Origin of the sequence: Chitinophaga sp. H8, from assembly GCF_040567655.1 — a bacterium.
Classification (GTDB): domain Bacteria; phylum Bacteroidota; class Bacteroidia; order Chitinophagales; family Chitinophagaceae; genus Chitinophaga; species Chitinophaga defluvii.
The window spans coordinates 320,312-334,177 of sequence record NZ_JBEXAC010000001.1 but is presented as its reverse complement, the minus strand read 5'-3'; the positions used below and the strand labels follow the sequence as shown (position 1 = coordinate 334,177).

General features: G+C 44.8%; 8 protein-coding genes. 2 read left to right on the top strand and 6 right to left on the bottom strand.

What is annotated here, in order from left to right; all coding sequences use genetic code 11:
• Positions 1–38: 38 nt before the first annotated feature.
• The 3 genes from ABR189_RS01335 to ABR189_RS01325 are packed head-to-tail and all read right to left on the bottom strand — an operon-like array spanning position 39 to position 5,907.
• Positions 39–1,457 (bottom strand): efflux transporter outer membrane subunit, encoded by a 1,419-nt coding sequence (locus tag ABR189_RS01335; RefSeq protein WP_354658632.1) that lies wholly within the window; start codon positions 1,455–1,457, stop codon positions 39–41.
• Between the two features lie 30 nt (positions 1,458–1,487).
• Positions 1,488–4,673 carry an efflux RND transporter permease subunit gene (locus tag ABR189_RS01330; protein ID WP_354658631.1) on the bottom strand — a complete coding sequence of 1,062 codons (3,186 nt, stop codon included), beginning with the start codon at positions 4,671–4,673 and terminating at the stop codon, positions 1,488–1,490.
• A gap of 34 nt (positions 4,674–4,707) precedes the next feature.
• Positions 4,708–5,907 carry an efflux RND transporter periplasmic adaptor subunit gene (locus ABR189_RS01325; protein ID WP_354658630.1) on the bottom strand — a complete coding sequence of 400 codons (1,200 nt, stop codon included), beginning with the start codon at positions 5,905–5,907 and terminating at the stop codon, positions 4,708–4,710.
• A 315-nt stretch (positions 5,908–6,222) separates the two neighbouring features.
• On the opposite strand from ABR189_RS01325, the gene ABR189_RS01320 reads away from it, so the two are divergent.
• Positions 6,223–8,517 (top strand): alpha-L-rhamnosidase-related protein, encoded by a 2,295-nt coding sequence (locus tag ABR189_RS01320; RefSeq protein WP_354658629.1) that lies wholly within the window; start codon positions 6,223–6,225, stop codon positions 8,515–8,517.
• Here ABR189_RS01320 and ABR189_RS01315 read toward each other — a convergent pair.
• A complete protein-coding gene (locus ABR189_RS01315; protein ID WP_354658628.1) occupies positions 8,514–10,949 on the bottom strand; it encodes a TonB-dependent receptor domain-containing protein in 2,436 nt (811 codons plus the stop codon). The two genes, ABR189_RS01320 and ABR189_RS01315, sit on opposite strands and share 4 nt — an antisense overlap.
• Before the next feature lie 89 nt (positions 10,950–11,038).
• Positions 11,039–12,295, bottom strand: a complete 1,257-nt coding sequence (locus ABR189_RS01310) for an MFS transporter (protein WP_354658627.1) — start codon at positions 12,293–12,295, stop codon at positions 11,039–11,041.
• A 132-nt stretch (positions 12,296–12,427) separates the two neighbouring features.
• On the opposite strand from ABR189_RS01310, the gene ABR189_RS01305 reads away from it, so the two are divergent.
• Positions 12,428–13,120, top strand: coding sequence for a DUF1345 domain-containing protein (locus ABR189_RS01305; protein ID WP_354658626.1), 693 nt, complete (start codon positions 12,428–12,430; stop codon positions 13,118–13,120).
• Positions 13,121–13,173: 53 nt separating this feature from the next.
• On the opposite strand, the gene rpiA is transcribed toward ABR189_RS01305, so the two are convergent.
• A complete protein-coding gene (gene rpiA / locus ABR189_RS01300; protein WP_354658625.1) occupies positions 13,174–13,860 on the bottom strand; it encodes a ribose-5-phosphate isomerase RpiA in 687 nt (228 codons plus the stop codon).
• Between the last annotated feature and the right edge of the window lie 6 nt (positions 13,861–13,866).

Sequence of the window (13,866 nt, the reverse complement as noted above, 5' to 3'; positions counted from 1 at the left end):
TTAAATATAAATATTTTCGGTGTGATCCGGCCATACCTTTATTTCCAGCCACCTCCCAGTGCGCGATAAAGCGCTACGGTTGCTTCCAGCTGTTCGCGATGGATAGCTGCCAGGTCTAATTCGCTTTGCAAAGTATTGCTTTGAGCAGTGATCACTTCCAGGTAAGTAGCCATGCCACTCTGGAAAAGCATACCGGCATTTCTCACGGCACTCTGCGATTTATCCACCTTTACCTGTGTCATTTCCCGTTGCGCCTGCAGCTTATCTACTTTTACCAGTGCATCGGATACTTCTCCCACAGCAGTGAGTACTGCTTTCTGAAATTCCAGGATGCTCTTTTCCCGTTCTATTTTGGCTTTCTCCCAGGCCGTTTTCAACTTCCGCTGCTGAAAAACCGGTTGTGCAATACTGGCCCCTACCATTTCAAAAAGACTACCGGGTACATTCAGCCAGTTGTATGCTTTAAAAGAATTTACCCCCACGCTGGCGGTAATATTCAATGCCGGGTACATACTGGCCTGCGCTATACCTGCCCGCGCATTCGCCTCCTTTACAGCCAGTTCGCTGGCATGTACATCAGGTCGTTGTGTCAGCAATGCCGCTGGTATGCCGGTAGCAAAATGTGCACCTGGGTTTATATCCGTCAGTCGGGCATGGCGCGTTATTGCGCCGGGTAAGTTGCCGGTGAGTATGCGCAGTGCATTTTCCTGCAGCACAATCTGTTGTTCCACTTTGGGGATCAGTGCAGCGGCCGTTTGCCGCTGTGTTTCCGTTTGTTCTATTGCCAGGGTATTGATTTGTCCTGCATGATACTGCAATCGCATCATTTGCAGCGTACTGTCATTTAACCGCAGGTTTTGCTGCGCAATTTCCAGTTGTGCATCCAGCATCAACAGATTATAATATCCCTGGGCCACTTCGCTCACCACCCTCGATTGCACCGCCCGGGATACATCTTCCGTTTGCAGGTAAGCAGCCAGTTCCGCTTCTTTCATCCGGCTGATCTTACCCCATGCCATCACCTCCCAGGTAAGCCCAAGATTAGCATTGTAATCGTCCATATATGCGGTTCCCATGAACTGTTCCGACAATGAACCATTCAAACTGTTCTTTGAAGACCAGTTCCGGTTACCCTGCACCTGTAAATTCAGTTCAGGCAATCCGGCCATCCTGGCACTTTTAAGCGTTTGTGCGGCCGCGGCTACGTTTTTCAGTCCTATCTGCAGATCATAATTTTTTACAATGGCACTATCGATAAGCGCCTGTAATACAGGATCGGTAAAAAACACCTTCCACGATAAACTCCCTATATTACTGCTATCTGCCGGTGCAGCTGCATGCCGGTATTGTTCCGGCAATACCGCTGCTGGCCTTGTAAAATCCTTGCCTACCCTGCAGGCCGTAAAGACACTGCAGAGCAAGGATAATCCTATCAATAAATTTTTATGCTTAGTCATACTAATATTCATTTTAAAGATGTGTTGTTATTACACAACAGGGGAGAGCATTTCATGCTCCTTTGTCACCAGGACCTTCTTTTTACGGGATACCCTCTCATGTAAAAACTGAAATACGATAAACAGTACAGGTATAATGAATACCCCCAGTATTACCCCCGACAACATCCCTCCTGCTGTACCGATGCTGATAGAATGGTTCCCAATGGCAGAAGCTCCTTTTACGGTCATCAACGGTACCAGCCCTGCCACAAATGCGAGGGAAGTCATGATAATAGGACGTAACCGCAACTTTGCCGCTTCCAGGGAAGCAGATAATAATGTTTTACCCGCCTTTCTTCTTTGTACGGCAAATTCTACAATCAGGATCGCATTCTTGGCCAGCAACCCTATCAGCATTACCAATCCCACCTGCACATAAATATTGTTATCAATACCCGCTATATTGATCGCCAGGAATACGCCCAGGATACCTGTAGGAATAGATAATAATACTGCCAGCGGAAGGATATAACTTTCATATTGTGCCGCCAGCAGGAAATACACAAATACCAGTGCCAGCCCAAATATCAATACCATCTGATTGCCCGATGTCTTTTCTTCTTTACTAAGGCCAGTCCATTCGTAGCTATATCCCACCGGCAGCTTTTGAGCGGCCACTTCTTCTACTGCTTTCATAGCATCCCCTGTACTGAATCCTGGCTTAGGCATTGCATTAATGGTGATGGCATTAAAAAGGTTATACCGGTTCATCATTTCAGGGCCATATATTCTCTTCAGCGTTACAATGCTCGTGACCGGTACCATTTCTCCCTGGTCATTCTTCACAAAAATACCGTCCATACTTTCAGGCGTATTGCGTGCACTTGCATCTGCCTGTACCATTACCCGGTAGTATTTACCGAAGCGGTTAAAATCAGATGCCTGGTTACTGCCATAATAGGTTTGTAATGTCATCATCAGTTCGCTGACACTCACTCCCAATTGTTTGGCTTTTATTGCATCTACCTGTACTTCAAACTGTGGGAAGTCTGCCTTGAACATGGTAAAAGCTACCCCAATCTCTGGCCGCTGCATCAGTTCACCAATAAAATTATTCGCCGTTGCGCTAAACTGTTCTACCTGCCCGCCGGTACGATCCTGCAATACCAGCTCTAATCCGTTGAAAGTACCAAACCCGGGCACGGTAGGAAAAGTAAATACACTGAAAGTGCCTTCTTTTATACTGCTGAGCTGTTCTCCCAATTCCACTGTAATAGCATCAATATTCTGTACTTTCCCCCGTTCTTTAATCGGCTTCAGTTTCATGAATCCCATAGCGTAAGCAGGGCTGGCACCATTACTAAGGATATTATATCCGGAGATAGTAGTGCTGGACGCCACTGCAGGATATTGCTTTAAAATACTATCTGCCCGGTGCAATACTTCAGAAGTACGATCCAATCCGGCACCTGGCGGCAACGCTAATGAGAAGGCCACAAAACTGCCGTCCTCGTTCGGAATAAATCCTTTAGGAGTAGTATTCATCAGTACTACCGTACTTACTATGATGAGTGCCAGGCCTCCCAGGCTTACCCACTTATAGGTAATCAACCATTTTACTGCACGTGTATACTTCCCCGTCATAGCCTGAAAGCTGGTATTAAACGCCGTAAAAAAGCGGGCTGAAAATCCTTTGGTGGTATTTACCTTTCCATTCTCATTCCCTTCACCAGCATGTGTATTTTTCAGGAATAACGCACATAAAGCCGGGCTTAAGGTAAGCGCATTGAGCGCTGAAATGAGAATAGCCACAGCCAGGGTAAATGCAAACTGCCGGTAAAACACCCCCGTAGGCCCTTCCATAAATCCTACCGGAAAGAATACGGCTGCCATTACAAGTGTAATAGAAACGATAGCTCCGGTAATCTCTCCCATTGCAGACATCGTAGCCGCATGCGCCGGAAGATGTGTTCGCTCCATTTTGCTATGCACGGCCTCCACTACCACGATGGCATCGTCTACTACGATACCGATTGCCAGTACCAATGCAAACAGGGTGAGCATATTTATAGAAAAGCCCATCATCTGCAGGAAGAAGAAGGTACCTAACAAGGAAACAGGTACGGCAATAGCAGGAATCAACGTAGATCTGAAATCCTGCAGGAAGAGGAATACGATCACAAACACCAGGATAAAAGCCTCTATCAGCGTAGTTTTCACTTGCGTAATCGATTCGTCCAGTTGTTCTTTGGTGCTCATGGTAACCTGATACTTCACCCCTTTTGGGAAGGTCTTCGCAGCATTATCCATCACTTCTCCTACAGTCGTCTGGATCTCATTGGCATTAGAGCCATTGGTCTGGAAGATGGCCATTGTTACCGCATCCTTTCCATTTACCCTATTGTCTGTATTATAGCTGGCAGACCCAAGTTCTATGCGCGCCACATCTTTCAGGAATAATACGGAGCCATCCGGTGCCACACGAATTACAATATTTTCAAACTGCTCCGGTTGATTAAACTTCCCTTTATAGTTAATCACATAAGACAATGCTTCATCCGAGCCTTCTCCAAACTTCCCGGGTGCAGCTTCCAGACTCTGGTCCTGGATAGCGGCCATCACCTCCTTTGGTGTCACCTGGTAGGCTGCCAGTTGTGCTGGTTTCAACCATATCCGCATAGCATAGTCCCTGGCACCAAAAATCTGTGCCTGCCCTACACCCGGTATACGCTTGATCTCTGGTATAACATTGATCTTCGCAAAGTTTTGCAGAAAAGCTTCATCGTACTTGCTGTTATCGTCACTGTATACATCCAGGATCATAATCATACCACTTTGTTGTTTAGTAGTAGTGATCCCTGCCTGTACTACCTCAGGAGGCAGCTGGCTGGTTACCTGCGCCACCCGGTTCTGCACGTTTACTGCCGCCTGGTCAGGGTCTGTTCCCAGCTTAAAATAAACCGTCACCATCGCAGCCCCGTCATTAGAAGCATTAGATGATATATAGGTCATATTTTCCACTCCATTGATCGCTTCTTCCAGGGGCGTTACTACCGCACGCAACACCGTAGCAGCATTACCACCCGGAAAACTGGCAGACACCATGACACTGGGTGGTGCAATATCGGGGAACTGTGTTACAGGCAAGCGGGACAACCCTACTAACCCGAGTATGACCAGGATAACGGATATTACCGTAGCGAGTACTGGTCTTTGAATAATTTTATTTAACATGACTCATTATCTTTTTATCAGCAGTGAGGAATCGCTATTTCGGATTTACTGTAGCAGTATCCCCAGCAGTTTTCTTTTGATCAGATTCAGGTATAATGGCAGTCCCCTCCATAAGGGTTTCAATACCAGCTGTTACTACCCTGTCGCCGCGTTTCAACCCTTCTTTCACAATAAACCGGTTGTTGTTACTTCCTGCAATCTGGATAATCTGGCGTTTCACGATGTTACTGTCGCCCACTACATACACGAAGGTTTTATTCTGCATTTCCAGTGTAGCCGCCTGCGGTACCAGCAAAGCCCCAGGGTATTCCTGATCTCTTCTTACCTTACCGGTATTACCGGAGCGCAACACGGAGGCCGGATTAGGAAATGTAGCGCGTAAGCTGATCGCCGCTGTCGTTTTATTAAACTGGCCATCTACCATTTCAATACGGCCTTTGTGCGGATAGCTGTCACCATTTGACAATAACAGGGTAACAGGGTGCAGTTGCTGTAGTTTTTGTGCCAGATTACTGCCGGAGGCACCCTGGCTAAAGTCTATAAAATCATTTTCACTCATAGAGAAATAAGCATACACCTCACTGATATCAGACAAGGTGGTAAGCGGCACCGCATCGCCTTTCCCTACCAGGTTGCCTACTCTTTTGGGGATACGTCCTATATACCCGCTAACCGGGGCTTTCACCAGGGTAAAACCAACATTGATACGTGCAGCAGCAACGGCAGCCCTGGCCTGTTCCACGTTGGCTTTTGCCGTTTGCCATGCCGCCTGTGCAATTTTCAACTGCATTTCTGCCACTACTTTATTTTCTACCAGTGGTTTTATTTTTTCCACTTCCAGCTCAGCTGTTGTAAGCGCAGATTCCATGGCATGCAAACTGGCCAGATCCCTGTTCAGCTGCTCCTTAAACGGGCTTGCATTTATCTGGAATAATGGCTGTCCCGCTTTTACATAACTGCCTTCATCAATAAATATCTTATCCAGATACCCATCTACCTGTGTCCGGACATCTACGTTTACTTTTCCCTCCAATACCGCAGCATAATCACGCGTGGTAAATGTGGTGGCGGTGTCTACAGTCATTACAGGTAAGGTTGCGGCCGGAGGTACAGCTTCTCCTCCAGCTACACCCGTAGCAGCGGTATTATTACAAGCATATACAACCATTATTAATGCGGTTACTGCCAGCAACCCCGGAAATTTATAGTTTGTTGTACGTCTGATGTGCTTCATTACTTACTGATTAATTGTTTTGCATATAAAAAGCAAAAGTCAGTATTGAAGCGGTTGCATAAGAGAGTTAAATGACCGAAACGGCCATTTTAGCAACCGAAGCACCTGATCCGGGCACCGGAATTATCGGTTATTATGGAATAAAAAGCGGTGGTGGGGATTAATTAAGTAACATCTAATGTTATTAAAGCAGGTCAAAAAGTACAAATTTCAGATCAGTTAGTATAACAAGCTTTTCTACGCGACAAGTAATTTTGGTTAGTGGAATAATCCAAAAACACCTATTGCTTGCTGTTTTGTTAAAAATACATTAAGATGAAATATATACTAACGGGCATTTTCTTTCTTACTTGTATGGTATCTAACGCGCAGGACTGGCAAGCTCAATGGATATCAACTTTCGAGCATAAAAAAGACACCAATACCTGGCAGGTATTTCGCAAAACTGTTGATGTAGCTTCAAATCCTCAAAAAGCAATTGTCCGTATAGCAGTGGACTCAAAATACTGGTTATGGATAAACGGTAAAATGATCGTTTATGAAGGAGGGCTTAAAAGAGGTCCAAATCCCAATGATACCTATTTCGATATTGTTGATATTTCAAAACACCTGCATAAGGGAAAGAACAGTTTTGCAATTCTTTCCTGGTATTGGGGTAAAGATGGTTTTTCTCACAAAAGCAGCGGAAAGTCGGGGCTGGTTGCCGAGATAAATGTAGATGGCAAAATTCAGGGTACCGACAAAACCTGGAAAGCATTACGCCATCCGGCTTTTGGCAAAACCGGAGCTCCACACCCTAATTACCGCATGCCCGATGACAACATTCATTTTGATGCCCGAAAAGATATAGGGCAGTGGATGCAACCGGGTTATGATGATACTTCATGGCCGGATGCTTTAGAACTGGGTAAGCCGCCGGTAGCACCATGGAATAACCTGGTTGAACGACCTATCCCACTTTGGAGAGTAGCAGCACCAAAGCGCTATGAGAATGATAAACAACTTCCCAGGGTGAGCGATGGGAAACCTATTGAAGCCAGACTTCCCCGGAATATTACTATTTCTCCCTACCTGAAAGTGAATGCCCCTGCCGGACTCATAATAGACATGCGTACCGATAACTATAAAGGCGGAAGCGAATACAACTACCGCTCGGAATATGTAACGAAAGACGGTGTGCAGGAGTTTGAGAGCCTGGCATATCTAAACGGGCATGCTATGATTTATACCATTCCGGCCGGTGTGGAAATTCTGGATCTTCGTTACCGAGAAACACGTTATAATACCGAATTTTCCGGAAGTTTTGATTGTGATGATCCTTTTCTCAACTCGTTATGGATCAAATCAAGAAATACCATGAATGTGAACATGCGTGATGCTATCCAGGACCCTGACCGCGAACGTGCGCAATGGTGGGGAGATGCAGCTATACTGATAGGTGAAATTTTTCATTCCTGTGACCCTCGTGCATATCAGCTTATAAAGAAAGCAATTCTTAACCTGGCCGACTGGCAAAAGCCTGATGGTGTATTGTATTCTCCGGTACCAACTGGTAGCTGGGACAGGGAACTTCCGGGACAAATGCTTTCCAGCATCGGAGCATACGGATTCTGGTATTATTACCTGTATACAGGAGATGTTGCAACTATCAAACATGTGTACCCTGCGGTCAAACGTTATTTGAATCTATGGCAACTTGGACCTGATGGCCTTTTGATTCATCGTGAAGGTGGTTGGGATTGGGGCGACTGGGGCGAAAATATTGACAGGCCAGTGTTAGACAATGCACTACTATACCAGGCTCTCAAAGCAGCAGGCCAGATGGCTGGTGTTACTGGTGATACCGCAGATATTCACCGTTATAGAACGATGATGAGGCACATTAAAGATAACTACAATCGTGTATTCTGGACGGGATCCGAGTACCGGTCGCCCGGATACACCGGCGTTACTGATGAACGCGGTCACGGGCTGGCTGTTTTATTTGATCTGGCCGAACCACAACAATACCCTGCCATAAAACAGGTATTCAACCACTCGTTCAATGCCAGCCCATATATGGAAAAATATGTACTGGAAGCGCTGTTTAAAATGGGCGATGCTACAGCAGCCTTAAGCAGGATGAAATCAAGGTACCAGAAAATGGTAAATAGCCCTCTTTCAACACTATGGGAAGGATGGGGCATTGGAGCTGAAGGTTATGGAGGGGGTAGCTATAATCATGGCTGGTCTGGTGGGCCACTTACACTGTTAATGGAATATGTGTGCGGAGTTACGCCAATTGACACCGGGTTTTCCAGGTTCAAAATATTACCACAGCCAGGAAATTTGAACAGGGCTTCGGCTTCTTTTGAAACTGTGAAAGGAACTGTCCGGTCATCATTCCAAAAATCGGCCAATAATATGCAAATCAATGTAACCGTTCCGCCATTGACCAGTGCCATAGTTGGTGTACCTGCCAGGAATGTAAAATATATCAAGCTCAACGGAAAAGTAGTCTGGAAAAAGGGCCAGTACATAAAACAAAGAGGGACTCTATTAGCACTCCCTACAGATCGGATCGGATTTGAAATCTCTTCAGGGAAGTGGCGTTTTAAAGCGAAGTATTAATTTCCGGCACGCTTTAGTTCATCCGCCGAGCCGGTTTGCCTTTCTCTGGCAGCCTCTATTTTATTATTTCCAAAGCGATAACTAAAGGAAAGATTTACTGTTCTGTTTTGCCAGCGGTTATTCACATTCAGATATACATTATTATAATTGGCAACACCTCTGAAACGGTTGGAAGCAAAGATGTCATTCACATTCAGCTTAAGGGTCCCTTTTTTCTGTAAAACGGTTTTCTGTATCCCTGCGTTAACCGCCCACATAGATCTGGCAACAAAAATGCCATATACATTAGCGGATTCATACCAGCCACTTAATTCCAGTTTAAAGTCGTGTGGTAGGGTGAATGTGTTGGTACTGTTAAAACTATAAGCCAGCTTTTCCGTGGTAAAATTTTTAACAGTATCTCTTATCCGGTATTGATTATAATAAACGGATAAATTGTTACTGGTATTCCACCATTTCACCGGATCGAATGGCAAGGTAAGATTGAGCGAATATGTATTTTGTTTACCCAGATTCTTATTGGTACTGATGGTAATCCTGGTTTCATCATTTACGGCCAGGTATTCATCTATCAGGTCATTGGTGCGGCTGTATCCCAGGGTAGCAATATACTTCTGCTTAAACATATAGGACAGTTCCGTATTGTGGGTATATTCAGGCGTAAGAAATGAATTTCCCCGGAAGTAGGTATACTTATCAAGGAAGAAAAGGAAGGGGTTCAGTTGGCCATATCCCGGACGGTTGATCCGTTTAGAATAAGCCAGGGAAAGTTTATGATTTTCAGAGAACTTATGGTCTACTGTCACATTAGGAAAATAGTCGAGGTACGTTTTTTTTATCTTACTTTTCAATGAAATGGAATGGCCATCAGAAGTAGTTTGTTCCAGACGTAGCCCCAATACAAAGTCAGTATTTTTTATTTGTTTCTTATAAGCGAGGTAGCCCGCAATCACCTGTTCTTTATAGATAAACTGGTCATATTGGGAAAGCACCGGCACATAGGTATGATCTACCAGGGAGTCGTACCGCATCATATTATCTGTACTGACCATACTGGCTTTAAAACCGGCTTCCAGTTTAGTGGTTTTGTTAAGTACTTTTACCAGATCTGCTTTTATACTTTTAATGGTAATGTCAGTATTTGGCAGTGTTCTGAGCGTACCTTGCTGCAGTACTGTCCCTGAATGCACATTGCGCAAACTATCACTAAGTTCCGTGTTCATCTGGTTCTTAAACTTTGCGTAATCAGCATCTATTGTAAACTCTCCTCCGCTGGTATCCAGTTTCAATTTATAGTTGAGGTTCAGCGATATATTTTTAAAACGGTTATTCGCATTCACAGCTGTATATAAAACAGAATCAGTAGTACCTCCCTGATTTGCAATCTGCGTGGCGCTAGGTGCTTCCCGCCAGAATGCATTACTATACCCATTTACCAACACTCCAATCGTTTGTGTGGAAGAGATAGAATAGTCTATGCCAGCCTTAACAGACCTGTTCAGAAAATCATTGGTCTGATATACATCCTGACGGAACTGTAAAGGAATATTGCCACCAGTAGTACGGAACAATAAGCGGGTATTGTAACTCTGCCGGTCGCCCAGATTAAAATTGCCGAATACATTCAGTCGTTTTGTTCTCCAGTTGATGTTTCCACCTGCATTATAAAAAAGGTATTTACCTCCTCCAAAACCGGCATTTGCAGTGCCGTTCAGTCCTACTAACTGTCCTTTCTTGGTTTTGATATTTATTATTCCTGATGTGCCGGCAGCATCATACTTGGCACCCGGACTGGTGATGATTTCAATCTGGGAAATGCTTTCTGCCTGCATACTTTTAAGCAATTCAGCCAGCGACTCATTTGACAGATAAGTAAGCTTACCGTCGAGCATTACCGTTACCCCCTGCTTTCCTTTCAGCAGCAGGTTATCGTCTTTATCCACACTCACTCCTGGCGCCCTTCTTAAGATATCCATGGCAGTATTACCTGCCGCAGCAATACTACTTTCTACATTCAGGATGGTTTTTCCTTCACTCCTTTCAATAAACGGCTTTTGTGCCGTCACTTCCACGCCCTGCAGATTTTTCGGAGCCAGCTGTAATGTGATTGTTTTCAGATCTATGCGGGTATGTGTGCCATCCACCCGGAATACCTCACTCTGATGAGCAGTATAGCCCATTTGTGAGGCCTGGATAAAGTAAGTACCAGCAGCTATTTTCTCAAAAGCACATTTGCCGTCGGTATCACTTAGCTGTCCTTTTACCAGCGAAGTATCAGCGGCTTTACGTACTGCTACACTTGCATAGGGGAGCGGGTTACCGGTAGCATCCGCAATTTTTACCTGGATGCTGCCGGCGGGATCTTTTTGGGCGAAAACTGTGGTTATCGCACCTAACAATGGTATTCCCATTAATAAAATGAGCTTGTTCATACAACTTTTTTGTTCCACAAGTGATGGAGTCCGTATTAATAAAGACGAGTGGGCTTTATAAAGGTTGCATGAACTATAAAAATATTACCTCAGGAAGTGCTTGTTGGCTGCGACTCCTTTTTAAGCATGCTGAACGCTATTGCACTTATTATACATATGGCCACCAGCACGCTCCACAACACAACGTACCCCCATTGCTCTACCAGCAAAGCGCCACCACCCGGCCCGGCTATCTGCGCCACAGACCATGATAAAGCATATGCAGCAGCATATTTACCTCTGTCATGCTCATTAGCCCCGCTCATAATAATGGTATTAATAAAAGGATAGGCCATCATCTCCCCGATTGTAATAAACAATACCGACCCTAAAGCCATTACCAGCACGGTCATTCCTGGCATTACCAGAAATCCATATCCTATAGCTGTCATAAATACACCGGCTATTATATAATACATATTTGTTCTCCTGTTTTCCCAGTACCGCACCAGGACCATTTCAAACAAGGCAATAATAATTCCGTTTAAACCCATCAATAAACCGATTACCCATTCCTCCATATGCCACGACTCTTTCCAATATACCGGTACTAACCGGAACATTAAAATAAAGCAGCTGCTATACACGGCTACCAGTATTAAAAAACGTAGGAGAAAAGGATCCCGCCAGGGTGAACGTCCGGCAACCGGCTGCTGTTGTATGCGGGATGCTTTAGTTGATTGTTGCTGTGAAGGCAACAAGATAACAATGAGCCCCCCTACAATCATGTAAACAATACCCTCTACCCAAAACAACAGGTGGTAATTAATAGCGGCCAGGATACCTCCCAATGAACTACCTACGCCCCAGCCCAGATTCATGGCCAGCCTGTTCAGAGAATAAGACCTGGTTAAATTATGAGGTGCTGAATAAGCAGCAATAGCCGCCATATTGGCCGGCCTGAATGCTTCTGCCACAAAACTCAGGGCTACCGTCATGATACATAGTACCAGGAAATTATCAATCTGGCCAAAAAGCAGGAACAGTATTCCGCCTATCACAGAAGAAAAGAGCTGTACCGACCTGAACCCCATTTTATCAATAAAGTAGCCCCCTGCTGCCGAGCCCAATACGGACCCTACCCCAAATAAGGTAATGATCAGGCCCGCATCGGCCACACTCCGGTGCATGCTTTGTGTAATATACATACTCATAAAGGGCACTACCATCGTACTTGATCTGTTGATCAACATAACAATGCTCAGCAACCAGGTTTCCTTACTCAACCCGCTAAAAGAAGACTTATAGGTGTGCGCGATCTTAACTAACATCTTTACCTCCTGAAAATGCCTGACTGTTGCCAGCATATTTTAATGACGCAAATCTCCCTTTTTCCCTCCATAAACAAATAGTCCAGATTGGGAAAAATAGATATACCAGCCTATGCCCTTTTTATTTGTGTATTAATAAGTAACTTAATAGCAGATAAAAAATAATCCATGGCAAACCAGTCTACCAGCAGCAAATCAGGGAATATCTTCCTGCGCATGCATCCCTTACATCGTATCCTGATAAGTTTAGGACTGGCACTGATTGCGCTGCTGGCGGTGAGCAACAGCGGACTAAATACGTTGTTCAAAACGATACTGGTTTGGGATGTGTTTGCATTGACTTATGTTATCTTGTGCTGGATCGTAATTTTTACCCGCTCTGCCCCGCAGATCAGATTGCATGCGCAAAAAGAAGATGGCAGCAGGATTTTTGTGTCTGCCATTATTGTCATTGCTTCTTTTGCCAGCATGCTTACGGTACTGTTGCTGATTCTGTCTCAGGAAACTTCAGACACCTCAAAGATGATCTATGTTCCATTAGCCGTAAGTGGGATGCTCTTGTCCTGGTTTATGGTACATACCATATTTAGCTTTCATTATGCCCATATGTATTATGGTGATGATGAAGAGCATCCTGAAAAACATGCGGAAGGGCTTAGTTTCCCCAAAGAAAAAGCGCCGGATTACCTTGATTTTGCCTATTTCGCTTTTGTTATCGGCATGACTTTCCAGGTATCTGATGTAGAAATAACCTCCCGCAGCATCAGGCGGCAGGCGCTGGCACATGGCTTGCTTTCCTTCGGTCTCAACACGTTTGTAGTAGCACTGACCATTAACCTGATAGCGGGGTTAAAGGGTTAAGCCCCCTGTCTGGTATTGTGAATAACCAGTTTCCTGCAGCGGGATAGTATGTATTATATTTTCCGCTTTATTGCTACACCATGCTTCTCTGCGATGATAGCTTCCTGCGCCATATTATAAAAGAGGGATGTTTCCAGGATACCCGGAATAGCCTTTAGCGCAGGATTAATATGTGCTAAAGGAGGAAATGAGGAAAACCATATATCTATTAACAGGTTGCCATTTTCTGTGATAACAGCGCCGTCCTTTTTATTGCTTAACCGGATAACCGGATTGGCGGCATCAAACCTGCTTTTTATCTGTTTCATTACAAAATGTACCGCTTCGGGGATCACCTCCACTACCACCGGGAAGGTGGTATACAACTGCGCTACATATTTCGATCCATCCCCAACAATAATAAACCGGGTGGCCATGGCTGCCAGCAGCTTTTCCCTGGTATGAATGCCACCCCCGCTTTTTAATGCGTTCAGCTGGTGGTCAAACTGGTCACAACCATCAAAATAAATATCGAGGCCGGAACAGACGCCAATTTCCATTATCTTAAACCCATACTCCTGCAATAACAAATGAGTGTTAAAAGACGAAGTAACAGCGGTGATACTCTGGGCCAATACTTTATCCTCCTGCAGATAATGAATCATATGCGCAATGGTACTACCTGCGCCAAAACCAATGACACTTCCACTTGTTATCAACGTTACCGCTTCTTTTGCAGCGGCCTGTTTTAATGCCTCCATATGCGG

What these genes read in the sequence shown, in the direction of transcription:
- ABR189_RS01335 (WP_354658632.1), bottom strand. Translation starts at nt 1,457, where the DNA reads ATGACTAAGCATAAAAATTTATTGATAGGATTATCCTTGCTCTGCAGT.
- ABR189_RS01315 (WP_354658628.1), bottom strand. Translation starts at nt 10,949, where the DNA reads ATGAACAAGCTCATTTTATTAATGGGAATACCATTGTTAGGTGCGATA.
- ABR189_RS01305 (WP_354658626.1), top strand. Translation starts at nt 12,428, where the DNA reads ATGGCAAACCAGTCTACCAGCAGCAAATCAGGGAATATCTTCCTGCGC.
- rpiA (WP_354658625.1), bottom strand. Translation starts at nt 13,860, where the DNA reads ATGGAGGCATTAAAACAGGCCGCTGCAAAAGAAGCGGTAACGTTGATA.
- ABR189_RS01320 (WP_354658629.1), top strand. Translation starts at nt 6,223, where the DNA reads ATGAAATATATACTAACGGGCATTTTCTTTCTTACTTGTATGGTATCT.
- ABR189_RS01330 (WP_354658631.1), bottom strand. Translation starts at nt 4,673, where the DNA reads ATGTTAAATAAAATTATTCAAAGACCAGTACTCGCTACGGTAATATCC.
- ABR189_RS01325 (WP_354658630.1), bottom strand. Translation starts at nt 5,907, where the DNA reads ATGAAGCACATCAGACGTACAACAAACTATAAATTTCCGGGGTTGCTG.
- ABR189_RS01310 (WP_354658627.1), bottom strand. Translation starts at nt 12,295, where the DNA reads ATGCTGGCAACAGTCAGGCATTTTCAGGAGGTAAAGATGTTAGTTAAG.